Annotated in this window: 24 protein-coding genes; 14 read left to right on the forward strand and 10 right to left on the reverse strand. The window is 63.2% G+C overall.

What is annotated here, in order from left to right:
• Window positions 1-7 precede the first annotated feature (7 nt).
• On the reverse strand, window positions 8-607 hold the full coding sequence (locus EJ067_RS26500) for a LysE family translocator (RefSeq protein WP_126088123.1): 600 nt from the start codon (window positions 605-607) through the stop codon (window positions 8-10).
• Window positions 608-706: 99 nt separating this feature from the next.
• On the opposite strand from EJ067_RS26500, the gene EJ067_RS26505 reads away from it, so the two are divergent.
• A complete protein-coding gene (locus tag EJ067_RS26505) occupies window positions 707-1,573 on the forward strand; it encodes a LysR substrate-binding domain-containing protein (protein WP_126088124.1) in 867 nt (288 codons plus the stop codon).
• A 56-nt stretch (window positions 1,574-1,629) separates the two neighbouring features.
• On the opposite strand, the gene EJ067_RS26510 is transcribed toward EJ067_RS26505, so the two are convergent.
• From EJ067_RS26510 to EJ067_RS26520, 3 genes are all read right to left on the reverse strand, one after another.
• Window positions 1,630-2,280 (reverse strand): dihydrofolate reductase family protein, encoded by a 651-nt coding sequence (locus tag EJ067_RS26510; protein WP_126088125.1) that lies wholly within the window; start codon window positions 2,278-2,280, stop codon window positions 1,630-1,632.
• Between the two features lie 87 nt (window positions 2,281-2,367).
• The gene (locus tag EJ067_RS26515; RefSeq protein ID WP_126088126.1) at window positions 2,368-3,207 is read right to left on the reverse strand and encodes a methyltransferase domain-containing protein; all 840 of its coding nucleotides are present in this window, start codon (window positions 3,205-3,207) and stop codon (window positions 2,368-2,370) included.
• Window positions 3,208-3,252: 45 nt separating this feature from the next.
• The gene (locus EJ067_RS26520; RefSeq protein WP_126088127.1) at window positions 3,253-4,614 is read right to left on the reverse strand and encodes an Nramp family divalent metal transporter; all 1,362 of its coding nucleotides are present in this window, start codon (window positions 4,612-4,614) and stop codon (window positions 3,253-3,255) included.
• Between the two features lie 214 nt (window positions 4,615-4,828).
• On the opposite strand from EJ067_RS26520, the gene mntR reads away from it, so the two are divergent.
• The 4 genes from mntR to EJ067_RS26540 all read left to right on the forward strand — a co-directional run bounded on the left by mntR (window position 4,829) and on the right by EJ067_RS26540 (window position 8,068).
• Window positions 4,829-5,281 (forward strand): manganese-binding transcriptional regulator MntR, encoded by a 453-nt coding sequence (gene mntR, locus EJ067_RS26525; protein WP_168247650.1) that lies wholly within the window; start codon window positions 4,829-4,831, stop codon window positions 5,279-5,281.
• A 100-nt stretch (window positions 5,282-5,381) separates the two neighbouring features.
• Complete coding sequence (locus tag EJ067_RS26530; RefSeq protein WP_126088129.1) at window positions 5,382-5,570, forward strand: hypothetical protein; 189 nt, start codon at window positions 5,382-5,384, stop codon at window positions 5,568-5,570.
• A gap of 172 nt (window positions 5,571-5,742) precedes the next feature.
• Window positions 5,743-6,642 (forward strand): neutral zinc metallopeptidase, encoded by a 900-nt coding sequence (locus EJ067_RS26535; RefSeq protein WP_126088130.1) that lies wholly within the window; start codon window positions 5,743-5,745, stop codon window positions 6,640-6,642.
• Window positions 6,643-6,799: 157 nt separating this feature from the next.
• The gene (locus EJ067_RS26540) at window positions 6,800-8,068 is read left to right on the forward strand and encodes a TCR/Tet family MFS transporter (RefSeq protein ID WP_126088131.1); all 1,269 of its coding nucleotides are present in this window, start codon (window positions 6,800-6,802) and stop codon (window positions 8,066-8,068) included.
• Window positions 8,069-8,083: 15 nt separating this feature from the next.
• Here the strand turns inward: EJ067_RS26540 and carA are convergent, their stop codons facing one another.
• The gene (carA, locus tag EJ067_RS26545; protein WP_126088132.1) at window positions 8,084-9,289 is read right to left on the reverse strand and encodes a glutamine-hydrolyzing carbamoyl-phosphate synthase small subunit; all 1,206 of its coding nucleotides are present in this window, start codon (window positions 9,287-9,289) and stop codon (window positions 8,084-8,086) included.
• Between the two features lie 262 nt (window positions 9,290-9,551).
• On the opposite strand from carA, the gene EJ067_RS26550 reads away from it, so the two are divergent.
• From EJ067_RS26550 to EJ067_RS34745, 7 genes are all read left to right on the forward strand, one after another.
• Window positions 9,552-10,001 carry a GatB/YqeY domain-containing protein gene (locus tag EJ067_RS26550; RefSeq protein WP_126088133.1) on the forward strand — a complete coding sequence of 150 codons (450 nt, stop codon included), beginning with the start codon at window positions 9,552-9,554 and terminating at the stop codon, window positions 9,999-10,001.
• Between the two features lie 594 nt (window positions 10,002-10,595).
• Window positions 10,596-11,351, forward strand: a complete 756-nt coding sequence (locus EJ067_RS26555) for a response regulator (RefSeq protein ID WP_126088134.1) — start codon at window positions 10,596-10,598, stop codon at window positions 11,349-11,351.
• Entirely contained in the window at window positions 11,348-12,739 is a 1,392-nt protein-coding gene (locus tag EJ067_RS26560; RefSeq protein WP_126088135.1) for a HAMP domain-containing sensor histidine kinase, read from the forward strand. The genes EJ067_RS26555 and EJ067_RS26560 overlap by 4 nt, the downstream gene beginning before the upstream one ends.
• Before the next feature lie 382 nt (window positions 12,740-13,121).
• Window positions 13,122-14,294, forward strand: a complete 1,173-nt coding sequence (locus EJ067_RS26565; RefSeq protein ID WP_245468047.1) for a patatin-like phospholipase family protein — start codon at window positions 13,122-13,124, stop codon at window positions 14,292-14,294.
• Between the two features lie 189 nt (window positions 14,295-14,483).
• On the forward strand, window positions 14,484-15,206 hold the full coding sequence (locus EJ067_RS26570) for a DUF3313 domain-containing protein (RefSeq protein ID WP_245468048.1): 723 nt from the start codon (window positions 14,484-14,486) through the stop codon (window positions 15,204-15,206).
• Window positions 15,207-15,251: 45 nt separating this feature from the next.
• Window positions 15,252-16,292 carry a UDP-3-O-(3-hydroxymyristoyl)glucosamine N-acyltransferase gene (gene lpxD, locus EJ067_RS26575; protein ID WP_245468049.1) on the forward strand — a complete coding sequence of 347 codons (1,041 nt, stop codon included), beginning with the start codon at window positions 15,252-15,254 and terminating at the stop codon, window positions 16,290-16,292.
• A gap of 501 nt (window positions 16,293-16,793) precedes the next feature.
• Window positions 16,794-16,934 carry a hypothetical protein gene (locus EJ067_RS34745; RefSeq protein ID WP_189510113.1) on the forward strand — a complete coding sequence of 47 codons (141 nt, stop codon included), beginning with the start codon at window positions 16,794-16,796 and terminating at the stop codon, window positions 16,932-16,934.
• Window positions 16,935-16,960: 26 nt separating this feature from the next.
• Here EJ067_RS34745 and EJ067_RS26585 read toward each other — a convergent pair whose 3' ends face one another.
• On the reverse strand, window positions 16,961-17,965 hold the full coding sequence (locus tag EJ067_RS26585) for a hypothetical protein (RefSeq protein ID WP_126088139.1): 1,005 nt from the start codon (window positions 17,963-17,965) through the stop codon (window positions 16,961-16,963).
• Window positions 17,966-18,074: 109 nt separating this feature from the next.
• Between EJ067_RS26585 and EJ067_RS26590 the strand changes: the two genes are divergently transcribed.
• Entirely contained in the window at window positions 18,075-18,632 is a 558-nt protein-coding gene (locus EJ067_RS26590) for a GNAT family N-acetyltransferase (protein ID WP_126088140.1), read from the forward strand.
• A gap of 22 nt (window positions 18,633-18,654) precedes the next feature.
• Here the strand turns inward: EJ067_RS26590 and EJ067_RS26595 are convergent, their stop codons facing one another.
• Window positions 18,655-19,041, reverse strand: a complete 387-nt coding sequence (locus EJ067_RS26595; RefSeq protein WP_126088141.1) for a DUF983 domain-containing protein — start codon at window positions 19,039-19,041, stop codon at window positions 18,655-18,657.
• A gap of 109 nt (window positions 19,042-19,150) precedes the next feature.
• Here EJ067_RS26595 and EJ067_RS26600 point away from each other — a divergent pair, with 109 nt between their 5' ends.
• Window positions 19,151-20,527 carry a PLP-dependent aminotransferase family protein gene (locus EJ067_RS26600; RefSeq protein ID WP_189510117.1) on the forward strand — a complete coding sequence of 459 codons (1,377 nt, stop codon included), beginning with the start codon at window positions 19,151-19,153 and terminating at the stop codon, window positions 20,525-20,527.
• Window positions 20,528-20,559: 32 nt separating this feature from the next.
• On the opposite strand, the gene EJ067_RS26605 is transcribed toward EJ067_RS26600, so the two are convergent.
• The 3 genes from EJ067_RS26605 to EJ067_RS26620 all read right to left on the reverse strand — a co-directional run bounded on the left by EJ067_RS26605 (window position 20,560) and on the right by EJ067_RS26620 (window position 23,934).
• The gene (locus EJ067_RS26605) at window positions 20,560-21,741 is read right to left on the reverse strand and encodes an MFS transporter (protein ID WP_126088143.1); all 1,182 of its coding nucleotides are present in this window, start codon (window positions 21,739-21,741) and stop codon (window positions 20,560-20,562) included.
• A 118-nt stretch (window positions 21,742-21,859) separates the two neighbouring features.
• Window positions 21,860-22,075 carry a DUF2061 domain-containing protein gene (locus EJ067_RS26610; RefSeq protein ID WP_126088144.1) on the reverse strand — a complete coding sequence of 72 codons (216 nt, stop codon included), beginning with the start codon at window positions 22,073-22,075 and terminating at the stop codon, window positions 21,860-21,862.
• A gap of 194 nt (window positions 22,076-22,269) precedes the next feature.
• A complete protein-coding gene (locus EJ067_RS26620) occupies window positions 22,270-23,934 on the reverse strand; it encodes a Na/Pi cotransporter family protein (protein ID WP_126088146.1) in 1,665 nt (554 codons plus the stop codon).
• Between the last annotated feature and the right edge of the window lie 360 nt (window positions 23,935-24,294).

A 24,294-nucleotide genomic window follows, 5' to 3' on the forward strand; every position in this document is an offset into this window, starting at 1 on the left:
GCCTTTCTCAGGCTGGCCGCCACATCTGCAGGATCGAGGCGGCCAGCAGCAGGCCAAGCACGATGTTGAGCGCGCGCCACTGCCGCTCGGTGCTGAGCAGCCGCGCAAGCAGCGTGCCGGCCACGCACCACAGCGACAGCGAGAATGCCGCCGCAAGGCCGAACACGGCGCCGAGCAGCAGCGCCAGCTGCAAGGGACCGTCGGCGAGCGCCGCGAAGGATGCGGCGGCGCCCAGTCCCATCGCCCAGCCTTTCGGGTTCACCCACTGGATGCCGGCGCCGCCGAGGAAGCTGTTGGGGCTGGCCATGCTCACGTCGAGATTGGGCGGACCGCTGCGGCCGATCCTGATCGCCAGCCAGATCAGATAGAGCGAGCCGGCGATCTTCATGGCGAGCTGCAGGGAAGGGACGGCGGCCAGCAGCCCGGCAAGCCCGGCCGCGCCCGCCGCGGCCACCGAGGCCAGTCCCGCGGCGCTGCCGGCCATCAGCGGCACGGAGCGGCGAAAGCCGAACTGCGCGCCGGACGCCGTCGACAGCGTTGTGGCGATGCCGGGCGTCGAAGTCGAGATTAGCGCGAACAGCACGAGGGGGATAATGGTTTCGGACATCCAGGCTTTCCGGGTCGAAGGAACCGGCATGCTAGGCGTTCTATGACATCAGTAAATGCAATGTTTGATATAGCCAGCATTAGCATCTATAATGGAGAAATGATCCGTGATCTCGACACCACGCTCGTGCGCACCTTCGTCGCGGCAGCCGACAAGGCGAGCATGACGGGCGCTGCCAATGCCCTCAATCTGACCCAAGGCGCCGTCAGCCAGCAGATCAAGCGGCTGGAGGAGGTTCTCGGCCAGACACTGTTCGGGCGCGACCGGCGCGGCTTGAAGCTGACGCGTTCCGGCGAACGGCTGCTCGACAAGGGGAGGCGCTTTCTGCAGCTCAATGACGAGATCCTGGCGGAGATAAGCGGCAAGGCGGTTGCCGGCCGGGTGCGCATCGGCGTGCCTTACGACCTTGTCGGCACATTGCTGCAACCCGTGCTCAAGACTTACGCCGAAGCCCACCCGCAGGTGGAGATATCGCTGGTCTGCGCCTCCTCGCCGGAACTTGCGGCGGCACTGGCGGCAGGGACGATCGATCTCGCCGTCATCGAGGAGCGGTCCGGTCCGACGGCAGGCGAATGCCTGCTGGTCGACCGCCTGGTCTGGGTCGGGGCGAGGGGCGGCTCAGCGCGCCTGAAGCGGCCGCTGCCGGTGTCGATGGTTGCGGACAGCTGCGCCTTCCGTCCGGCGGTGCTGGCAGCGCTCGGCGCGCATGGGCTCGACTGGCGCACAGTGTTCGAGAACGGCAATATCGACGCCACGACAGCAACGGTGCGCGCCGATCTTGCGGTGACCACCTGGCTCGCCTCGACAGTTCCGGCCGATCTCGACATCCTGTCCGATGCCGGCCTTCCGGCCCTGCCGAATTTTTCCGTCAACCTGCATGTGCCGAAGCATGCCATCGCGCCGGCGGCAGAGGCGTTCGCGGCGCATATCCGCAAGGGGCTGGCGCGCCATCGCCAGGCGGCGTGAAGGCCTTTCCTTCCTCTCCCCCGCTTTGGCGGGGGAGAGGAAACAAGCCTCGGCACCTACTTCCAGTTCTTGCGCCGCTCGAGTTCGGCCTCGGAAGGCTCCTGATGAGCGAAGGAACCCGTGCGGATCTCGCCGCCACGCTCATAGGTCGCCATGACGACGCCGGTGCTGGTGGCCTGCGACCTGACAAGCTTGAAGGCGGCCGGCATCGCATCATCGCCGAACAGCCGCTTGCCCTTGCCCAGCAGCAGCGGGAAGGTCATCAACCGGATCTCGTCGATCAGCCCGTTGGCGAGCAGGGTCTGGATCAGATTGCCAGACCCCTGGATGAGCAGGTCAGGTCCGTCTTCCTGTTTGAGTTCCCTAAGTCTTGCAACGACGTCCGGCCCGAGCGACTGGGTGTTCTGCCAGGTGAGCGAATCCGGACGATGCGTCGCCACATATTTGGTCGCAGGGTTGAAGGCATCCGCGATCGGATCTTTCTGATACGGCCAGTATGCGGCGAAGATGTCGTAGGTTCTGCGGCCAAGCAGCAGGGCGAAGGGTTTGGAGAACAGTTCATCCAAACCCGCACCCGCCACCTCGTCAAAGTAATGGAAGGTCCAGCCTCCGAACTTGAAGCCGCCGACCGGATCCTCTTCCGGTCCGCCGGGCGCCTGCATGACGCCGTCGAGGCTGACGAAGGTGGCGGCTATGATTTTTCGCATGGTCTTCTCCTTTCCGCTGCGCACTTTCCTGGAATTGGTCAAAGGACGAATGACGAGCCTCCATTTCGACAGCCGCCGGCAAGGTTTTCAGCGTTTGCCGCCGCGAATGATGCGCGACGAGAACCAGACATCGCCGAACACGGCGGTGGCGGTGCGGTCGGGTGCTTTGTCTTCGCTCAGCCAGATCGAGCGCGTGCGGGCGGCGCGCTCGCGGGTCGGCACTTTTGCCTCGGGGCCGGCGACGGAAGCGCCGACGCACGGGATGAACCACGAGCCCATGAAGGGCTGGCAGGCGAAACCCGCCTGCATGCGGGTGACCAGCACGGCGAGGCCGATGCGGTCCGCCGGCCGCCAGGGGAAGATCAGGCGGCCGCCGGGTCTGAGCGCTTTCAACCATGCCGCGGGAGGGGCAACGACCGCGGCATTGACATAGATGACATCGGAGGGCGGCACCGGGCTGGCGACGGCGTCGCCGGGAACGACCTCGACATTGCCATAGGCTGCGAGGTTGATCCTGGCTTGCCGGGCGAGGTCGGCTTCAATCTCGAAGGCGGTGACGCTGCCGCCGGGCTCGACCAGCTTCGCCAGCAGCGCCGTGTAGTAGCCGGTGCCGGCGCCGATATGGGTGACGGCCTCGCCGGGCTTCGGTCCCACCTTGCCGATCCACATGGCGTGCAGAACCGGCTCGCCGTTGTTGATGCCCTTGTCGGCATCGAGCACCACCAGCACGTTCTGATAGATGTAGCTCGGATCGGCGGTCGGCGTCTTGAACCCGCCGTCGCCGGCAAAGACGGTCCACGGCCCAGGCCCGAGAAAGGCCTCGCGCGGCACCGAGGTGAACACCTCCTCGATGCGCGGATCGGCTGACCGCGCATGCGCGGCCATCAGCTTGGCGTAGAATCTTCGGGCGTCGTCCGATCCGGTCATGCTTCCAGAAGATAGCGCGGCCGGCCCGGATGTCGCGGCCTGATCTCAGCCGGCGAAAGTGTCGAAGAGCAGCTTGAAGTTGAGCACCAGGATGATGGCCGCGACCACCCAGGCGAGCGCTGCGACGCCGCGCGGGATGGCGAAATTGCCCATCTTCTTCTTGTCCGACACGAACTGCACCAGCGGCACCACGGCGAAGGGCAACTGCATCGACAGGATCACCTGGCTGAAGACCAGAAGCTGGGCGGTGCCCTTTTCGCCGTAGAGCGCGGTGACGATCACGACGGGGACGATGGCGATACCGCGCGTCAGCAGGCGCCGCGCCCATTGCGGGATGCGCAGGCGCAGGAAGCCTTCCATCACGATCTGGCCGGCGAGCGTCGCGGTGACCGTCGAGTTGAGTCCGGAGGCGAGCAGCGCAATCGCGAACAGGATCGAGGCGATGCTCAGGCCCAAGAGCGGCGACAGCAATTCAAATGCTTGGCCGATCTCGGCGACATCCTTGTGCCCGGTGCCGTGGAAGGCCACGGCAGCGACGATCAGGATGGAGGCGTTGACGAACAGCGCCAGGATCAGAGCGATGGTCGAATCCGTCGTCGCCCACTTGATGGCGTCGCGCTTGCCCGCATCGGTACGCTGATAGGCGCGGGTCTGCACGATCGAGGAATGCAGGTAGAGATTATGCGGCATCACGGTGGCGCCGATGATGCCGATGGCGATGTAGAGCATCGTCGGGTTGGTGACGATCTGCGACGACGGCACGAACATCGAGTGCAGGATCGAACCGGCCGGCGGCGCGGCGACGAAGATCTGGATGGCGAAGCAGCCGAAGATGATGATCAGCAGCGCGACCACGAAAGCTTCGAGGTAGCGGAAGCCCTTGTTCATGAGCAGCAGCACAAGGAAGGCGTCGAGCGCGGTGAGCACCGCGCCGCCGATCAGCGGAATGCCGAACAAGAGCTGCAGCGCGATCGCCGTGCCGATCACCTCGGCGAGATCGCAGGCGATGATCGCCAGTTCGCAGGCGATCCAGAGCAGGAAATTGACCGAGCGCGGATAATAGGCGCGGCAGGCCTGCGCGAGGTCGCGGCCGGTGGCGATGCCGAGACGCGCGGCCAGCGCCTGCAAAAGGATCGCCATCAGGTTCGACAGCATGATGACGAAAAGCAGCGTGTAGCCAAACTGCGCGCCGCCGGCGAGGTCGGTCGCCCAGTTGCCCGGGTCCATATAGCCGACCGACACCATGTAGCCCGGGCCCATGAAGGCGAACAGCCGGCGGAACCAGACGCCGGCCCGCGGCACCGCGATCGTGGCGTTGACCTCGCGCAGGCTGGGCTGCTCGCCCGCATCGGCCCGGGCAAATTGCCACGAGGAACTGGATACGGCGGCTGCTTCGGCGTCGGACATGGAGGATTCCGCGGAAATGGATGACTACGCCCCTATCTATGCCATGGCTCAACATTATGCAATAGGCTATATTTCATTGTTTGTGCTTTTGTCCGATCGTGCCGCAGAGCCGGTTGCATGTGAGAGGGAATGCAAATAAACGGCCGGGTCGCCGGGGTTCGTGTTATGAATGCGATCCCGATTCAGCCTTCGGCCAGCCAAGAAGGAGCGCGTATTGGCGCTGAGGAACAGACCGGTTCGACGTGAAGAGCCGCTTCCCGATGCCGAAATCCATTCGGAAGGGTTCCGGCACACGCGCGAAGCGCGCCGCGGCGCGCTCGTCGAGGACTATGTCGAGTTGATCGCCGACCTGATCGAGGACGGCAACGAGGCGCGCCAGGTCGATATCGCTGCCAGGCTTGGCGTCGCGCAACCCACCGTGGCCAAGATGCTGACCAGGCTGTGCGCCGACGGGCTGGTTTCCAGAAAGCCCTATCGCGGGGTGTTCCTGACCGAAGCCGGACGGAAGGTCGCCGAGGAGAGCCGCATCCGCCACCAGACGGTGGAAGCCTTCCTGCGCTCGCTCGGCGTCAGCGCCGAGACGGCGCGCATCGACGCCGAGGGCATCGAGCACCATGTCAGCGCCGAGACGCTGGAAGCGTTTCGGCGGGCGATGATAACCCGCTAAGCCAACTCGGCTCCCTTCGAGTGACCCTGGAACCGCCACGCATCCAGTGCGTTCGTTTCCCAGGTCCGCAATCCTTGGCGGACCCAGGGAGGAGCAAGCGATGGGCGTGGAACAGGCACCGACCAAAAAGGGCAAGGAATCAGCGAAGGGCTTGAGGCAGGCCTCGGCGCGAGACGAACGCAAGACCGAGGCCGAAACCGGACGTCCGCTGAAGAAGGGCGGCGCCCGTTTCGAAGAACGCTCCAAGAGTTCAGACGGCAAAAGCGCGGGCTCGAAACAGAAGAGCTGAAATTCCCGGCCCGTCTGGGGTCTGACGCGGTCGCAAAGTCGCGCCGTGCCGCCCTTTTGGGCTCGTATTTCGGTTGAAAAATGCTGTGACTTGACCTGACATTGGGATAATTGTTTGTGGAGGGGCGGTCGCGAGCCGGGCCTTGCAGATATTCGCAGCACGAGGAATTGCCATGCTTTGGAGAGGCCGTCGTCAGAGCGACAACATCGAAGACCAGCGCGGCGATAGCGGCGGCGGATTCGGTGGCGGCAGCCCAGGCCAGTTCCGGGTTCCGATCGGCGGGCGCGCCGGCGGCGGCGGCAGCATCATCTTCGTCATCCTGGTCGTTCTCGCCGGATGGTATTTCGGCTTCGATCCGTCGCAGATTCTGGGTGACGGCGGTGGTGGCCAGATCACCGAAGACGGCAGTTCGCCGGATGGCGGCGCCCCGGCTTCCGACGAGATGAAGCAGTTCGTGGCGACGGTGCTCGCCGAAACCGAGGAAACCTGGACCGGCATCTTCAAATCCGAAGGCCTAACCTATGAGGACCCCAAGCTGGTGCTGTTCAGCAGCCAGATCCGCTCGGCGTGCGGATTTGCTTCCTCGGCGGCCGGCCCGTTCTATTGCCCGGGCGACCACAAGGTCTATCTCGACATGACCTTCTTCCAGCAGCTCGACCAGCAGTTCGGCGCCTCGGGCGAGTTTGCCCGCGCCTATGTGATCGCGCATGAGGTTGGCCACCACGTGCAGAACCTCACTGGCATCATGTCCAAGTTCAACCAGATGCGGCAAGGCATGGGCGAGGCGGAGGCCAACCAGATGTCGGTGCGGGTCGAGCTCCAGGCCGACTGTTTCGCGGGTGTCTGGGCGCACTACACCGCGCAGAAGGGCATATTGGAGCAGGGCGACATGGAAAGCGCGCTCAACGCGGCCAAGCAGATCGGCGACGATACGCTGCAGAAGAAGATGCAGGGCTATGTCGTCCCGGAAAGCTTCAACCACGGCACGTCGGCGCAGCGGCAGACCTGGCTGGCGCGCGGCTACAAGAGCGGCAAGCTTTCGGACTGCGATACTTTCAACAACCCGGTCTGAGGCGGCGGCGTAGCGCTGCCGTCTTTCCGCATCGTTGCCAGCAACTGATGTCAGGATGAGGCAGTTGCAGCCGTTCGCTTATTGTTCCGGGCGACAAGCTCGCCTATAAAGTGCATCCCGTCCTTGCCCCTGGGCGGCCGAGGAGCTTGACACCATCATGATCGACCCCAAGACCGCCAAGCGGGGCCTTGCGCTCGTTTTCACGACGCTTCTGCTCGATGTCATCGGCTTCGGCATCATCATGCCGGTGCTGCCGGCCTATCTGCAGGAACTGACCGGCGTCGGCGTCAGCGAGGCGGCGATCGAGGGCGGCTGGCTGTTCTTCGTCTATGCGGCGATGCAGTTCTTCTTCGCGCCGATCATCGGCGGCTTGAGCGACCGCTTCGGCCGGCGGCCGATCCTGCTCGCCTCGGTGCTCACCTTTTCGATCGACAACCTGATCTGCGCCATCGCCTGGTCCTACCCGATGCTGTTCATCGGCCGCGTGCTCGCCGGCATTTCCGGCGCCAGCTATTCGACGACTTCGGCCTTCATCGCCGACGTATCGAACGACGAGAACCGGGCCAAGAATTTCGGCCTGCTCGGCATCGCATTCGGCGTCGGCTTCGTCATCGGGCCGGTGCTCGGCGGGCTGCTCGGCACGTTCGGACCGCGGGTGCCGTTCTATTTCGCCGCGGGACTCGCCTTCGTGAATTTCCTCATCGCGATGTTCCTGCTGCCGGAGACGCTCGACCAGCAGCACCGCCGCCGCTTCGAATGGAAGCGCGCCAATCCGGTCGGCACGCTCATCCAGATGCGCAGCTATCCCGGCATCGGCTGGATCGGGCTCGTCTTCTTCCTGATGACGCTCGGCCACATGATGTATCCGGCGGTGTGGTCCTTCGTCTCGAACTACCGCTACGGCTGGAACGAACAGCAGATCGGCTTCTCGCTCGGCGCCTTCGGCCTGTGTGGCGCGATCGTCATGGCGACGGTGCTGCCGCGTGTCATCCCGAAACTCGGAGAGTGGAAGACGGCGGCGATCGGCCTTACCTTCACCGCGCTCAGCGCCTTCGGCTATGCGTTCGCGACGCAGGGCTGGATGATCTACGCGGTGATCGTCGCCGGTTGCCTGGAAGCGCTTGCCGATCCGCCGCTGAGAAGCCTCGCGGCCGCCAAGGTGCCGCCTTCGGCGCAAGGCGAGCTGCAGGGCGCGATGACCTCGATCTTCTCGATCACCTCGATCATCACGCCGCTGCTTTATACGGCGATCTTTTCCTGGTTCACCGGCGCGCGCGCGCCGGTTGCGTTCGGCGGCGCGCCTTATGTACTCGGCGCGGTTTTCCTCACGCTGGCAGTGGTCGTCTTCGTGACCAAGGTGGCAAAGCCGACGCCGAAGGAAGTCGAGCGCATGCACGCGCAGGAGGCCGTGACCGACGCTGCTTGAGCCGCGTCGCCCTGGTCAGGCGCGCTCGGCCAGCGCCGGCTCGCCGCGCCGTTCGCGGATGAGGTTGACGAAGCGGCGGAAGAGATAGTGCGAATCCTGCGGGCCGGGCGAGGCCTCGGGATGGTGCTGGACCGAGAACACCGGCCGGCCGGTCAGCGCAATGCCGCAATTCGAGCCGTCGAACAGCGAGACATGCGTTTCTTCGACGCCTTCAGGCAGCGAGTCGGCGTCGACCGCGAAACCATGGTTCATCGAGACGATCTCGACCTTGCCGGTCGTGTGGTCCTTCACCGGGTGGTTGGCGCCGTGGTGGCCCTGATGCATCTTCTCGGTCCTGCCGCCGAGCGCCAGCGCCAGCATCTGGTGACCGAGACAGATGCCGAACACCGGGATGTCGGTCTTCAGCAGATCCTGGATCACCGGCACGGCATATTCGCCGGTCGCTTCCGGATCGCCCGGACCGTTGGAGAGGAAGATGCCGTCCGGCTGCATGGCCAGGATCTCTTCCGCGCCGGCCTTGGCCGGAACGACGGTGACCTTGGCGCCGAGACCGGCGAGCAGGCGCAGGATGTTGCGCTTGACGCCATAGTCAATCGCCACGACGTGCAGCGACGGCGCGTCCTGCTCGCCAAAACCCTTGTTCCAGGCCCAGGACGTCTCGCGCCAGACCGAGGACTGGCCCGAGGTGACTTCCTTGGCGAGGTCGAGCCCGATCAGGCCCGACCAGGCGGCGGCGCGGCGCTTCAGGTCGTCGAGGTCGAAGACGCCATCGGGCGCGTGGGCAATGACGGCGTTGGGCATGCCTTTCTCGCGGATCAGCACGGTGAGAGCGCGCGTGTCGATTCCCGAAAGCGCGACGATCCCGCGCTTCTTCAGCCACTGATCGAGATGACCGGCTGCCCGGTAGTTGGACGGGTCGGTGACATTGGCCTTGAAGATGGCTCCGACGGCGCCTGCGCGCGCCGCAGGATTGAGGTCTTCGATATCCTCGCTGTTGGTGCCGACATTGCCGATATGCGGGAAGGTGAAGGTGACGATCTGGCCGGCATAGGAGGGGTCGGTGAGGATCTCCTCGTAGCCGGTGAGCGCGGTGTTGAAGCAGACTTCGGCGACCGCCGATCCGGTGGCGCCGAGGCCGCGACCCTCGATCACCGTGCCGTCGGCGAGCACCAGAAGGGCGGTCGGCTTTTCGGTGGCCCAAGGGGCGGTGGTCGTCGCCATAGCGGCACTCCTGTCAGGCGCTTCAACCGGTCATCGGGACCGTTTGCGCGGCAAGACGCGCGAGCTGGATATTTTCAGCTCCGTTGCGTCAACTCATTGTCTCATGCAAGACCGAGTACATAGGCGAAGGCAGCGGAGCGGTCAATGAGGTGGCCGCCAGCCAGGTTCGGTTTGCTTTCGTCCAGCGATATCAGTGGCTTGCCGGGATTTGCCTTAGGTTACCAGCAAAGCTATTGTCCGCCGCATTCGAAGGAGAAGCACGATGCGCGAGAAAATCGCCGAATCCATGAAGAGCGCGATGAAGGCGCAGGACAAGCACCGCCTGCCGACGCTCAGGCTGATCCAGGCCGCCATCCAGGACCGCGACATCGCCAATCGCGGCGCCGGCAAGCCGGCGGCGAGCGAGGAGGAGATCCTGCAGATCCTCGCCAAGATGGTGAAGCAGCGAGAGGAATCGGCCAAGGCTTTCGAGGATGGCAAGCGGCCGGAACTGGCCGCGCAGGAACGCGGCGAGATGGAGATCATCCGCGAGTTCCTGCCGACGCAGCTCGGCGACGCGGAAATCATGGCGGCGGCGCGCGAGGCGATCGCCGCGACAGGCGCGGCCAGCCAGAAGGACATGGGCAAGGTCATCGGCGCGCTCAAGCAGAAATATGCCGGCCAGATGGACTTCGCCAAGGCAAGCGCCATCGTCAAGGGCCTGCTGCAGTAGAGGACTGCAGCAGGCATTCTTGCCGCACCCGAAGCGAGACCCATGCAAGGCTGGCACCCAAGCCCGCTTCAAGCCGCGTTGCGGCATTTCCCTGCCATGACGGAGGACACGATTTTCTGATGGCCGAAGGCGCCGAGACCGTCATGACACGCCAACCGTATCTATTTCACCGATCAAGGCGTTATCCTGGTGCACGGCTCGCCGCAGGATATATTGATCACCCGCGGGAGGCGCGGACGAAGGCTTTTCTCGAGCAGATGCTGTAGTCGCGCTGTGGCGGTCACAGGCAATTCCGCAGGCGACCGACATTGATACTCGATCGTCGAGTCTCAGCGGGACACCATCCCGAAGCGCGCGTCGAAACGGATAGCTGGGGTCTGTGGAGTGTCGCAGGGACGCCATCGGAGGCTGCACTGTAACTGGCGGCGGCTTTCTCCCTCATCGAGTAGGATTAAGTGTTGTTGAGGTCTGCTCGGATTTTTTGCGTCTAGAAAAGCCATCGTGCTTCCGAGCCGCGGGGCAACAAAAATAAACATAATTATTGCTGACAGGCGGGGAGCGAGAGGTTTATTGCGTCGTGCAGAGGCGACCCGAATGGCTGGACCTATGGACAATATCGCATACACCGTTCCTCTTCAGGTTTCGGCTCGCATTCTTGTCGTCGAGGACGATCGCGATATTGCCGGAATGCTTATCGATTTGATGAAAGAGGCGGGCTATGTCGCCGAGGCCGTTGGTTCGGCAACGGAAATGGATCGCCTGCTCAAAAAGAAGGAATTCAACCTTATCGTGCTCGACGGGATGCTGCCGGGCGAAGACGGTTTCAGCATTTGCAGAAGGATCAGATCGTCCGACACGACGCCCATCCTTATGCTCACGGCGTTGACCAAGGAGGTGGACAGGGTCGTTGGGCTGGAGCTAGGGGCTGACGACTACGTGACGAAACCGTTCAGCTCCAGGGAACTTCTGGCGCGGATAAAGGCGCTTCTGCGGCGATCGTCCTATCAGAGCCAGTCCAAGCCAAGCCAGGAGCCGTTGACCTTTGCGGGGTGGCGGATAGACCCGGTCGCGCGCGAGCTCACCGACAGCGACGGTGTCCATGTGCCACTCACGACAGCGGAGTTTGATGTGCTGCTCGTATTCTGCCAGAATCCAAGGCAGGTGATGAACCGGCACGAAATTCTCGCCTGCACGCATGCCGGGTCTGCGGGGCCTGTCGATCGCAGCATTGATGTACATGTCAGCCGTATCCGTCAAAAGATAGAGCCGAACTATAGGGAACCCACTTTCATCAAGACGGTGCGGCTGGGCGGATATATTTTCACCCCGGAGGTTGCGGTAGCCGTATGATCGGCCGGTTTAGACGGGCGCCAATTCGCCTCCAGTTCATCGTGCTCGCCGCGATACCTATCCCGGCGGTGCTCCTGAGCATTATCGCGCTCTTGCCCGAGCCATACATCTTCAAGAACGGCCCAGCTCAGACGCTGGTGACCGTCAGACGCACACAAATCGAATTGATCGTAGGACAAGTCAGAAACAGCGCCAGCGATGCCGACGCTGAGAAGGTGCTACGAGCGAGCGCTCCGGTCGGCCTCGACATGCGACTCCTCCCTTGGGGTGATGTCAACGTCGCGAGCAGCCGCCGAGAGCATTTGCAATTCGTTGCCGACGAGTTGCGCAATGTGTTGCCTGCTGACTTCGAGGCAGTGGTTCTCCCGCAAGACGCAGAGCACAATGCCTTGGCAGTACGCGTCGATGCTAAGCGCGGCCTTCTGGTCCGCTTCTCCGATGCTGACACCTATCCGGCCTTCTTCGGCGTGATTGTCGAGCTCGTCGCCAAGATTCTTATTTTGATCCTGCCTATGCTTCTGCTGGTGCTGTACATCGGAGGCGTGATCACGTCGCCCCTTGTCCGGTTTGCTGAAGCGGCAAAGAGCCTGCGACTCGACAGCAACGAGGAGGAATTGTTCACCGTCGCCGGCGCCAAGGAACTTCGCACCCTCGCTACGGCGCTCAACGAGATGCGGCACCGAATTCGCAAAATGCTTGACGACCGCACGCGCATGCTGACGGCCGTGAGCCATGACCTCAGGACACCGCTGACTAGGCTGAGAATGCGCGTGGAGCGATCGAAGGAGATTCCGTCCAGGCAATTGATGCTTGACGACATCGCCACCTTGACGGCGATGATCGAGGACAGCCTTCAATATCTGAGCAGCACTGCCCGCGACGAGGCGCTTCGCAAGGTTGATATCGCGGCCTTGCTAAAGACGATCGTCGCGGGATTCTGCGATCTCGGCCACACGGTCATCTATGTCGGGCCTGAGAGATTTGGGTATTCCTGCAAGCAGAAAGGGCTGACGCGGGCGATAACCAATATCGTCGAAAATGCAGTCAGGTTCGGGACGATCGTTCACGTCCAATTGTCCAATTATCCGCCGGGCGAAGTGGCCATTGTTGTGCGCGATAACGGTCCCGGTCTGGCTCAGGGCCTTCACGAGAAGGCCTTGGAGCCATTTTTCAAGGCAGACGAGGCCCGAGCGTCGAATTCCAACAGCGGTTTCGGACTTGGGTTGTCGATTGCGGACGAGATCGTGAAAGGGCATGGCGGCTCGCTAAACTTGGAGAACGTCGTGCCCCATGGTTTACGAGTAAAGTTCCTGCTGCCGCAGGCACAAATTGTCTTGAATCCCGCTGCAAAGGCGGTGGAAGCGCAGACAACCGCTTTGGCAGGTTGATCGTTTGCGGCACCACCCCGGCTGCTGAGCTCTCCGGGATTAGGGGGTCGCATTTCACGGCGACGCCTGAGCGATGCTGGCTTTCGCACGCCGTTCCGTGTTGTTGTCGTGAGCTTCAAGTGTGCCTTCGTGGCTCGCACGCGGGTTCAAAGCAACCGGATCGCCGTCTCCAATACACCGCAGCAACACACCGGATTGGCGCCGCCGAAAGCATGCGATTTGGCGCCTATGACGCAACAATTCTTAACAAGACAAAACCCAAGGCAACGATGAATCTGAGCTAATTCCGCCCAACACGATCCTCGACGGGTCGTGGAACGTGCTGATGGGTCGGAAGGAACCTCGTGTTGCCCCCGCCTACAGCTCTGTACAGGCGGTAGACGTGCATAGATTGACGGCCATTTTGTCGCTGGCATTTCTGGCCGGCTGTCTGGCACCGGACCGTATCGCCTACGGGCCGAAGGTCGCGACAGTGGCTGGCATCGATGGATTTCGCGATATCCGTACTTATGCGGATGTGGCCAGGGAGCAGGCCGACCAGCGCCCATGGCTACCCATCACCAAGAACAAGGAAATCAATTACCTGGCGTTGTCCAGCGGTGGCGGCGCAGGCGCCTTCAGCGTCGGAGCGTTGAAGGCTTGGTCCGCTGCGGGAACACGTCCTCAATTCGATATCGTCAGCGGCGTCAGCACGGGCGCCCTGATTGCGCCTTACGCCTTCCTGGGTTCGGCCTACGACAAGACGCTCACCGATCTCTACACAAGCGGCGTTGCCGAAACGCTGGTCGATGCTGATTTCCTGCCGAAGGGTCTGTTCGGGGCAAGTTTGCTGAAGCAGCAGCCTCTTCGGACGATGGTCGAACGGTATTTGACCCGCGACGTACTGGCCAAAATCGCTGCGGAACACCGTAAGGGACGGCGGCTGCACATCCTGACGTCGAACCTCGATTCCCAAAGAGCGGTCATCTGGAATATGGGCGCTATCGCCGACAGCGGCAGGCCGGACGCGCTCAAGCTGTTCCAGGATGTCATCATTGCGTCGGCAAGCATCCCGGGCGTTTATCCAGCCGTGCTCATCAAGGCCAGGTCTGGCGAGCGAGCATTTGAAGAAATGCACTCCGACGGTGGGGCAGTCTCCCAGATACTGACGATCCCAGAAGGCTGGATGGCGGGTCCTGACAAGGATGAGTGGCGCGAGGGCCGCCGCTTCAACATGTATATCCTGATCAACAACGCGCTCATGCCCGAATTCTCGACAACTACGAACAACACCTTCGTTGTCATGGCCAGGGCGAACTCCACGCTTATCAAGTCACAGACCCGGAGCGCTTTGCTGGCGACTTATCTCTACGCCCAGAAGAACGGCATCCGCTTCCATGTCGGGTCGATCGATATGCAGGTTCCCTACAAGATGGCCGACCCGTTCAACACCCACTACATGCGCGTCCTCTACAGCCTCGGCTACGCCAAAATGGCGAGCGGCCACCTTTGGCAAGACAAGCCTCTATTCACCGAGAACCTCGCGGCCGCCCAGCCGTCCGGACAAGAACAATAGCGTCTCGCCTACCTCCCACCATCTCAACAGGAGAACGATGTGCCAGATTTTCGTCTAGACCGAGCAACCAGTCGGCCGTTACCTCGACAGATTGGCCACGTGCTTATCCCTTCTCTGCTCGTATCGGCTATTGCCGGCTGCACCTCGGTTCCCCTTCAGCCCGGCTATTCCCTGGTATCGTATGACGGCATGACCAAAGTCGACGGTCGCATCAGGAAAGCCGAATACAAGGCCGTGCCCCAAGATCTCAATCAGACCAAAACAGTGTACATCGAGCCAACCATGGTCTCGGCTTTTGCCGCGCGCTCCGTCAAAGAGCCGTCCGATGGCGCCCTGGTGGCAAATGCGATTAACCGCGCGCTCTGTGTGGGGGTCAGCGATCGTTTCCAGGTGGTGGACAGTATGCAGGATGCCGATCTCGTCGTTCATGCCACTGTGACGCGCATCGTGCCGACAAATGCGACGATGGCCGGCGTGTCGACGGCGACATCGCTTGGGGCCTCTTTCGTATCTCCCGTTCCCGTTCCGAGACTGCCGCTGGGGTTGGGCGGCCTCGCGGTCGAGGCCGAGGCGACCACGAAAGCGGGAGAACAGGCCGCTGCCATGGTGTGGTCCAAGGGCGCGAATTTCGTGACCACAAGCGCGAGAATGTCACAGGTCGGCGACGCCTATTCGCTGGCATCGAGTTTCGGAAACGACTTCTCCAAAATGCTCGTGACGGGCAAGACTCCGTTCAAAGGACTGCCCAAGTTTCCATCCTACCAGAAGCTGAAATCGAACCTAGGTGGCAAGCCGAAATATCACGCTTGCGAACGGTTCGGCCGGGATCCCGGGCTGATGGATTTTGCAGCCTCTCAAGTCGGTCTCCCACCCTCTTGGACGGACAAATCCGGACCAAAGACAAGCTACTGAAGCATCCGGCCATTTGAGCCCTGTCACAAAATGAGAGTGACGGCATTGTCCAATCTCAACGGAATAGCTTTGGCCGAACTTGCGGCTGAAGCGGGACTATCGATCCCAGCGTCTGCCGATCCCAACTTGCGGCTGCAAAGCGGAGCCAATCTGGAAACGGCCGAGTGCTGGCAAATCGCCTATATCGATCACATGCGCTACGCCGACGCCTTGCGCGCAACCCGCGCTGGCGCATGCTTCGTGACCGAGCGTTTTGCTCATATGGTTCCTTCGGGAACTGTTCCTATCATTGTAGGAAACCCCCGCCTGGCTTACGCCAGCGTTCTTGCGCGACTGCATCCTGAGGCTCTGAGGCCGGAACCTTTTTGGGGGCGCACGGGCATCGCGCCACATAGCTTTGTGCATCCGTCCGCGCAGATTGGAGCAGGCGTTTCGCTCGATCCCGGCGTTATTATCGGCGAGCGGGTCGTCGTCGGCGCCGGCACCACGATAGGCGCCCATACGGCCTTAGGCCCGGATGTGGTGATCGGTTGGGACTGCTGTATCGGCGCCAATGTGACCATGATCCGATGCAATGTCGGCGATCGAGCGATCATTCAATCGGGAGTACGAATCGGCCAGGAAGGTTTTGGCTTTGCACTCGGCGCATCGGGGCATGTGAAAGTCGTCCATCTTGGTCGGGTCATCGTCGGCAACGATGTCGAGATCGGGGCCAACAGCACCATCGACCGCGGCGGCGGCCGCGACACCGTGCTGGGCGACGGGACGAAGATCGACAATCTTGTGCAAGTTGCTCACAACGTGCTGATCGGACGGCACTGCGTCATTGCTGCCCAAGTTGGGATTGCTGGCTCGACGGTCCTGGAGGATTACGTTGCGGTGGGAGGTCAAAGCGCCATTGCCGGCCACCTGCGCATAGGCCGCGGTGCTCAACTTGCCGCGGCGTCCCGGCTCATGAGAGATGTCCCTGCCGGCGAACGCTGGGGCGGGATGCCGGCCAAACCCCTGCGAGAATGGTTCCGCGAAGTGACCACCGTCAAGAACCTGGTAAAACGTCGCGGCGCGATGGGAGCTTCCGGGCAATAAGGTCAAGGGCACATGAGGCCCGCTTTTCGGCGTGGCTGCGGGCCGTGTTCGCCGCGTGGCTGAAACCAGCTGACTCAGAGCGTCCAGGCCACGAGATGGGTTTCGCGCGAGCGATCGCCAACCGTATCTATTTCACCGATCAAGGCGTTATCGTGGAGCACGGCTCGCCGGAGGAAATATCGGATCACCCGCGAGAGGCGCGCACGAAAGGCATTTCTGGAGCAGGTGCCGTAGATCGTCGTTGCCCGTTCTTTCGCCGACGATGATGCCCGTCCGATCCGTACAAGGTGGCAGAGGGTCGGGTGAGTGTCTAGTTGAAGAGGGGGAGATCAGCCGATCAAAGCGCGGAGGCGCACATGCGGATCAAGGTCGAAACCCGGCAGGACGGCGATGTCCACGTGCCCCGGCGGTTCAGCCTCAACGGCGACCAGGTGGATGTTTTCGAGATGGTCGCCCAGTGGATTGGCGCCGACTACCGCTATTGCAAGGTCAAAGGCAGCGATGGCGCTCTACATCCTGCGGCACGACGAACTCCGGTCGGAATGGTGCCTGACGATGTTTGCGAGCGAACGGGCGCAGGCCGTGACAGTTGGATGGACCTCGCCGGGCCAAGGCGCCATCGCCAAGGGTTTGCTTCAGTAGGGATTGTGGCCCGACGGCGGGAAATCTCACGGATCCTTGCATATCGGCACCGGTTGCGGCGGCGGCAACGGGTGATCATTCTTATATTGCGCGATGACTGGCTCCAGCATCTTCTTCGGCCAGAATTTCGGGGCGCCGATCTCCTTCAGGCAGGATGCATTCCAGTACGGTCCGGCACCTGACGTCGATTGCCTGGCCGCTCCGGAACGCGCCACGGCGGCAATGTCGCGCGACTCCGGATAGATATAGAGCGTCGTCGGATTGTCCTTAACCATCGGGATGATCTGCTCGGCATCCGCGGGCGACCAGCTGGTGCAGCCATTGCTGCGGCCACCGGCATAGTTCACCAGCTTGCCGAAGGGCACATAGCCATCGTGGTCGGCATAAGAGCTGTTCGGGCTTTTGCGAAGGCACATTCCCCTCAGCAGCGCTGCCGGGTGCCCGCCGATCACGCGCTGCCTGGCGTTGGCGGTTTCGCCTTCGCCGTCGAACTGCACGAAGGTGCGCATGAAAACCGTATTCTGCTTCGCGCCGACGCGGTAATAACCCTTGAACGAGGTTTTGGCCTCGGCGGTCATATAGGGGCCGCCGGCCGTCAGTTCAGAGTCCATCGCATTGCCGAAATTCTTCGCGCAGCGCCTGCCATTGGAAAAATCCGCGACGCCCTTCAGGTTGCGGCCGCCGCCGTGGCCGGCCGAGACCGCGCGGAACGACTGCTCGGCCTCGCAGATGATGTAGTAGCGGCGCCCCAACACGCTGTTGCCCAGATCGCCGGGACGCGTCGCGTCCATGGCGAAGTAGCAGGGATTTTTCACGGAACCTTCGCTCACCTTCTTCAGGTAAAGCGCACGCGCCCGTTCCAGGACCACCTGAGCGATCTGACCGTCGCCTTCGCCGACATGGGCCTGCAGCCAGGTCGGAATGCTCGAGGACCGCAACGCCGCGAAAGATCGGGCCGACATCGTCAGCGCGACGGCAAAGGCGAGGAGGCAGGGGACAGCGACATCAAGCGGAACAGATCTCAACCGCACCGGATTATTTCCCCTCTCCAGCCGTTATCGCTTGTGGTGAATCACCTGCGCCAATCATAAAAGGCCCGCGCCAATCGGCGAAACACTTCTTGTTCAACCGGAATACGTCGTGGTCGAAATCGTCAAGCCCGCGCTCCAACATCTGCCCTCCTACAAGGCGGCGCTGGAGCGCGGCTGGTCGCCGGACAATGTCCGGCTCCTGGAAGCGACACGCGAGCAGCTCGCGGCCATCGAGGAAGATCCTGTCGCCTTTCTCGCCAGCCTTGACGATCCCGAAGCCAAGGGGCCGCGCATCGCCTTGCCGGACGGCACGACGGTGCCGCGCCTGCCTGGGTTCCGGCGCTGGATCTGGGATGGCGAGGTCGCCGGCTCGATCGGGCTTCGCTGGCAAAAGGGCACGTCGGCGCTGCCGCCGCACGTGCTCGGCCATATCGGCTATGCCGTTGTGCCGTGGAAGGAGCGGCGCGGCTACGCCACCGAGGCGCTGCGGCTGATGCTCGACGAGGCGAGGGCGGTGGGCCTCGACTATGTCGAGATCACCACCGATCTCGACAATCTTGCCTCCCAGAAGGTGATCCTCGCCAATGGCGGCATTCTCGCCGGGCGGTTCGCCAAGATCGCCGCCTATGGCGGCGCGGAGAGCCTCAGATACCGGATCGACCTTTAGACCTGTCCACGAGCAAAACTGCCTATTCGCCGGGCTTGGCCAGCCTTCCTTCTTCGGCCTTGTAGTAGAACTGGCTCGCGACAAGCCAGCCTTTGAGCGGCCTGAGCGGCGGAATGCAGGTCGCCAGAATGATTGGCACCGAAACGAAGGCGTGGAACCACATGGACGGCTCGAAAGCCACCTGTGCCCAGACGGCGAACAGCACGGAGGGCACGCAGGCAAAGCAGATGACGAAGAAGGCGGGGCCGTCCGCCGGGTCGGCAAAGGAATAGTCAAGCCCGCAGACATCGCATTTCGGCGCCAGTTTCAGGAATCCCTCGAACAGCCGGCCCTCTCCGCAGCGTGGACAGCGGCCACGGATACCGATCCGCCAGGGTTCGAGATCGGGATAGTGCGCGTGATCTTGCATGGTTGTCGCTCCAGGGACCTCGCATGGCATTCGATCGGCCTTGAGGTTACCCATGCATACTAGTATCATGATTGTATGCATACAATGCGACAAAATGTATGGAGAAGGCATGAACAGCGAGAACGACCTCGGCTGGCTGTCTCCCCTGGGCGAGGACCCTCAGCCGATCTATCTCAGAATTGTCGATGCGCTTGCGGCTGCCCGCTCGAGCGGCCGGCTGCAGCCGGGGGACAGGCTGCCGCCGCAGCGCGAGCTTGCCCGTTTCCTTGGCGTGGATCTGACCACGGTTACCAGGGCCTTCACCGAAGCCCGCCGCAGGAACCTGATCGACGCAACGGCCGGTCGCGGCACCTTCGTCATGCCCGGCGAGCCAGAAGAGCCGATCCTCGATCTGAGCATGAACATTCCGCCAGCGCCCTCGGGCCTCAGCCTGCCGGCACTGATCCGGAGCGGTATCGAGGGACTGCTCAAACGTTCCAGCGCGGAAGCGCTGCTTTCCTACCATCCCGGCTCGGGTTCGCCCGCCGAACGCGCCGCTGGTTCGTCATGGCTCGCGGCAACCGGCGACAGGCCGCCGGTCGAGCGCGTGGCTGTCGGCTCCGGGGCGCAGGCGCTGCTTGCGGCGGTGCTGCTGTCGCAAACCCGCGAGGGCGACACGATCCTCACCGATGCGCTGACCTATCCCGGGCTGATCGCGCTGGCGCAGGCTACGGGGCGGAAACTGGCCGGCGTCGGCCGCGACGATGACGGCATGCGTCCCGACCGTCTGGAGGAAGCGGCGCGACGGCACGGCGCCGGCGTCCTCTATCTCAACCCGACGCTCCACAATCCCACCGCGCTCACCATGCCGGAGGGCCGGCGCCGCGATCTGGCGCGGATGGCGGGCAAGCTCGGCCTGATGATTGTCGAAGACGATCCCTACAGTCCGCTGCAGACCTCTTCTCCGCCGGCCTTCCTCGGCCTCGCGCCGGAGCGGACCTTTCATGTCGCGACATTGGCGAAATGCGTCTCGCCCTTCCTGCGCACCGCCTTCCTGGTCGCGCCGAACGCGGAAGTCGTCGAGCGGATCGCGGCGGCGATCCGGGGCACCACGATGATGGCGCCGCCGCTGATGACGGGGCTCGCCTGCGAATGGGTGCGAGGCGGCCTGGCCGGCGAGATCACAGCCGCGGTGCGTGCCGAAGCGGAGGCCCGGCAGGAGCTCGCGCGCAAGATCCTGCCGGCAGGTTTCGCCTCGGCGCAATCGAGCCTGCATCTGTGGTATCCGCTTGGCGAGCGGCCGCGCTCTTCAGAGCTTGCCGATGTGGCCCGGCGCCGCGGATTGGCCATCAGTCCGGCGGAGGAGTTTGCCGTCGCGCCCGGCGTTGCCGACGGCCTGCGCCTGGCGTTGGGCGCGGCGTCCAGCCGGGAAAGACTGGAGGAGGGCCTGCGCAGTTTGCTGGCGATCCTTGCCGGCGGCCTGGTATCTGCGCGCCCTCAGGTGTGAGGCGCGAACCGACGGCGCGGGTGCGCGGCTTCCTATTCGGCCGCCGCCGGCAGCGGCGGCGTCGCGCGGCTGCGCCATTCCCTGGCCTGCGAGGCGAGTGCCACGACCACCGCCACCAGCATGGCGAGCACGCCTGCAAGCGGCAGGCTGCGATAGCCCAAGCCGGCATTGAGCATCGCCGCGCCCAGCGATGCGGCGAGCGCGATGCCGACATTGAAGCCCGACGGGATGAGCGAGGAGGCCAGGTTCGAGGCGTCCGCCGTCCAGGCCAGGATGCGGGTCTGGATCGGTGCGCCGATGGCGAAGTTGAGGCCGCCCCAGAGGACGATCGCGACGATCATCGGCACCGGGTAGGGGCTGACGGCGTAGATGACGGCCAGCATCACCGCCTGCAGGAACAGCATGGTGATCAGCGACGGCATCAGCCTCCAGTCGGCAAGCTTGCCGCCGACAAGCACGCCGATCGTGGCGCCGACGCCATTGAGCAGCAGCACCCATGGGATCAGGCTCTCGTCGAGGCCGGTGACTTCGAGCAGCGTCGGCGTGATGTAGGTGAACAGGCCGAACTGGCCGATCATCAGCATCAGCATCAGGATGAGCGAGGTCCAGACCTGCTGTCGCCCCAGCACGCGCACTTCGCGCGCCAGGCCGGCGGGCCGGTCGGCGGCGCCTGCCGCGCGCGGCAGCAGCGCGAGCATGGCGACGATCGCGACGACGCCCAGCGCGCCCATCACCCAGAAGGTCGCCCGCCAGCCCCAGAGGCCGCCGATCGCGGTGCCGGCCGGCACGCCGATGACGTTGGAGACGGTGAGCCCCGAGAGGATGACCGCAACGGCCCGACCGCGCTGGTCCTCGCGCACCAGGCCGACCGCGACCACCATGGCGACGCCGAAATAGCAACCATGCGCCACGGCAGTCGCAACGCGCAGCAGGAGCATCGCGGCGAAATCGGGCGCCAGCGCGCAGGCGGCCTGGCCAAGGGTGAAGGCTATCGTCAGCCCGATGAGCAGCGCCTTGCGCGAGACCTTGCTGGTGGCAAGCGCCAGGAGAGGACCACCGACGGCGATGCCGCAGGCGTAACCGGAGACGAGATAACCGGCGGTAGGCACGGAGACGCCGAGACCCTCCGCCACCTCCGGCAGCACGCCGGCGATGACGAATTCAGTCGTGCCGAAAGCGAAAGCGGCAATGAAGAGGGCGATAAGAGGCAGCATGGCGCAAAGACTGAAATGAATGCAGGGCGTCAAACCACGGATGGATGCTGCCGGCAATGCAGAAATTGTCGACACCGCTTTAGCTTTTCTTGACCGGACCCGATCGGGTCTGCCCGTCTCAAGGATTTTTGTCTGTTCGGCGACCGTAAGGAATTTTCAGCCAGGCGCGCTCATGCAGATAGTAGAGCAGCGACTTGGTGGCGACTTCGGTCAAGCCGATGGCTGCCGCGAGCTTGACGCTTCCGGTTACGACCAGCGAGATGATCATCGTGTCGATCGTGCCGGTTGCACGCCAGGAAAGCGCCTTGGCGAAGCTGCGCGAATGGGTGTCCATCGACTAAGTCGTCCTTCCGTTGGCCTCAGCTATTCCTTAGCCGACGGATGCGAGCATGAGCAAAGACTAAATTTTGCCCGGGCCGATCGATGCTAGAACGCTTCAGCGATTCACAGAATCGCCGAACCGCTCTAAGCATTTGTTTTTACGCAGTTCCGGACGGAAAATCGTTACACACTTTTCCTGGAATTGCTCTAGCTCGCCTTCAGCCGCGAGCCGCCGAGCAGGCCGCGCTCCTCCAGCACCGGATAGGCCATGGAAGCAAGCAGCGAATTGATCTGCTTGAGATCGCGGATGGTGTCGAGGTGGATCGAACTGGTCTCGACGCTCTTGGCGGCGCCGTCGCGCAGCCGCACGAAATGGCTGGCGCTGGTCTCCTTCTCGCGCTCGCGCAGCAGATCCTTCTCCAGCACGAGCTGGCGGGCGGTCTCGGGGTCGCGCGAGACGAGCACGTTGAAGGCAAGCCGGGCGTTGGCCAGCACCGAGGCATGGAAGGCGCTGAGCTCGCGCCAGCCCTCGGGCGTGAACTCCAGGCCGCGCTCCAGCTTCTTCCTGACATGCACCAGCATGTTGCGCACGATGATGTCGCCGACCTGCTCCAGCTTGACGCAGGCGCCGATCAATTCCTGGCAGCGCAGCGCCTCGTCCTCGCTCAAGGGGTTCTTGGTGACCTTGGCCAGATAGAGCTTGATCGCCGCGTGCTTCTGGTCGACCCGGTCGTCGAGCGCGGCCAGCGCCTTGATCTTGCCGGCGTCGGCGCTCTCATAGAGCTCGATGATGCGCTTCAGCATGATCTCGACCGTCTCGCAGACCCGCACCACTTCGCGCGTGGCATTGGCCAGCGCCTGGCTCGGCGTGTCGAGCGCGCTCTCGTTCAGCGCTGAAAGCTCGACGACATCGAGCGTCGCGGCCGGCGCGGGCTTGACGCCCAAGGCGACTATCTTCTCGGAAGCGCGGTAGACGAGGCCGGCGAGCGGCAGCCCGGCAAGCAGGATGACCACGTTGAACAAGATGTGGGCGTTGACGATCTGGTCCGCCCCGGTCGTGCCGAGAAAACCGACCGGCGGCTTCAGCGTCATGAACAGGATCAGCATGATCAGCGAGCCCATGCCGCGCATCAGGAGGTTGCCGATCGGCACCACGCGGACGCCCGGATCGGCGTTGCGGGTGAGCAGCGGCGCGATGATCGAGGAGCCGAGATTGACGCCGAGCACCAGCACGATGCCGAGTTCCGGCGGGATGAAACCGCGGCCGGCGAGCGTGACCAGCAGAAGCACTGCGGCGATCGAGGAATGGAACAGCCAGGTGACGAGTGCGGCCAGCAGATAGGCGGTGACCGGATCGCCGGAGAAATAGTTGACGATCATCGGCATCAGCGTGCTCTGGCGCAACGGTTCCGAGGCCTGGCCGATCATCTCCAGCGACAGAAGAAGCAGGCCGATGCCGACCAGGATGCGGCCGAATTGGCGCCAGTCGCGCCGTTCCGTGGCCATGAACATGACCGTTCCTGCGACGAGGCAGACCGGGACCAGAAGCGACAGGTCGAAGGTCAGCAGCTTGACGACCAGCGCCGAGCCGATCTCGGCGCCGCGCACCGCAAGCTGCCCGGCGGCGCCCGACACGATGCCGGCGCCGGCGAAGGAGCCGACCAGGAGCGTGACGGCGGTGGAGCTTTGCAAGGCGATCGCGAGGCCGCAGCCGACCAGCACCGCCATCAGCGGATTGCGCATGGTGGCGCGCAGCCTGTGGCGCAGCACATCGCCATAGGCGCGTTCGACGCCGGTCTTCACCATGCGGGTGGCAAAAAGCATCAGCGCCACCGCGCCGGCCAGGTGCAGAAAGACGACGGAACCGCTCATGTTTGGCCTCGCGACCAGGCGGCAGAGAAGCGGAGGATGGCGCGAATCATAGGCATTTGGACGGCTGAAAATACTCCAAAAATTTTAGCCGGATAATAATTTTCGACCGGCGCGACGGACTTGTCGTCACGCGACGGCGCGTGTCGGAAATGGATGGAAGGCATATTGGTTGCATGCCGCCTATGAATCGCACGGCGGACATCAAAGCGCATGCCGGCCGACCACTGACCTGATCTCTGCAGGTTGTTGAAGCGGATTATATAAGTATTGGAAATCATTACATAATTGTAATCCAGGCGGTCAGTTTCGGTTCATATGGCCCCGACTATCTCCTTGCCTATCGACAACCAAGGAGCACGA

The sequence above is a fragment of the Mesorhizobium sp. M1D.F.Ca.ET.043.01.1.1 genome (assembly GCF_003952385.1).
Lineage (GTDB): Bacteria > Pseudomonadota > Alphaproteobacteria > Rhizobiales > Rhizobiaceae > Mesorhizobium.

Bases quoted from the DNA above. Each gene is read 5' to 3' on its own strand.
- EJ067_RS26500 (WP_126088123.1), bottom strand. From the start codon at position 607: ATGTCCGAAACCATTATCCCCCTCGTGCTGTTCGCGCTAATCTCGACT.
- EJ067_RS26505 (WP_126088124.1), top strand. From the start codon at position 707: ATGATCCGTGATCTCGACACCACGCTCGTGCGCACCTTCGTCGCGGCA.
- EJ067_RS26510 (WP_126088125.1), bottom strand. From the start codon at position 2,280: ATGCGAAAAATCATAGCCGCCACCTTCGTCAGCCTCGACGGCGTCATG.
- EJ067_RS26515 (WP_126088126.1), bottom strand. From the start codon at position 3,207: ATGACCGGATCGGACGACGCCCGAAGATTCTACGCCAAGCTGATGGCC.
- EJ067_RS26520 (WP_126088127.1), bottom strand. From the start codon at position 4,614: ATGTCCGACGCCGAAGCAGCCGCCGTATCCAGTTCCTCGTGGCAATTT.
- EJ067_RS26530 (WP_126088129.1), top strand. From the start codon at position 5,382: ATGGGCGTGGAACAGGCACCGACCAAAAAGGGCAAGGAATCAGCGAAG.
- EJ067_RS26535 (WP_126088130.1), top strand. From the start codon at position 5,743: ATGCTTTGGAGAGGCCGTCGTCAGAGCGACAACATCGAAGACCAGCGC.
- EJ067_RS26540 (WP_126088131.1), top strand. From the start codon at position 6,800: ATGATCGACCCCAAGACCGCCAAGCGGGGCCTTGCGCTCGTTTTCACG.
- carA (WP_126088132.1), bottom strand. From the start codon at position 9,289: ATGGCGACGACCACCGCCCCTTGGGCCACCGAAAAGCCGACCGCCCTT.
- EJ067_RS26550 (WP_126088133.1), top strand. From the start codon at position 9,552: ATGCGCGAGAAAATCGCCGAATCCATGAAGAGCGCGATGAAGGCGCAG.
- EJ067_RS26555 (WP_126088134.1), top strand. From the start codon at position 10,596: ATGGCTGGACCTATGGACAATATCGCATACACCGTTCCTCTTCAGGTT.
- EJ067_RS26560 (WP_126088135.1), top strand. From the start codon at position 11,348: ATGATCGGCCGGTTTAGACGGGCGCCAATTCGCCTCCAGTTCATCGTG.
- EJ067_RS26570 (WP_245468048.1), top strand. From the start codon at position 14,484: ATGACCAAAGTCGACGGTCGCATCAGGAAAGCCGAATACAAGGCCGTG.
- EJ067_RS34745 (WP_189510113.1), top strand. From the start codon at position 16,794: ATGGCGCTCTACATCCTGCGGCACGACGAACTCCGGTCGGAATGGTGC.
- EJ067_RS26595 (WP_126088141.1), bottom strand. From the start codon at position 19,041: ATGCAAGATCACGCGCACTATCCCGATCTCGAACCCTGGCGGATCGGT.
- EJ067_RS26600 (WP_189510117.1), top strand. From the start codon at position 19,151: ATGAACAGCGAGAACGACCTCGGCTGGCTGTCTCCCCTGGGCGAGGAC.
- EJ067_RS26605 (WP_126088143.1), bottom strand. From the start codon at position 21,741: ATGCTGCCTCTTATCGCCCTCTTCATTGCCGCTTTCGCTTTCGGCACG.
- EJ067_RS26610 (WP_126088144.1), bottom strand. From the start codon at position 22,075: ATGGACACCCATTCGCGCAGCTTCGCCAAGGCGCTTTCCTGGCGTGCA.
- EJ067_RS26620 (WP_126088146.1), bottom strand. From the start codon at position 23,934: ATGAGCGGTTCCGTCGTCTTTCTGCACCTGGCCGGCGCGGTGGCGCTG.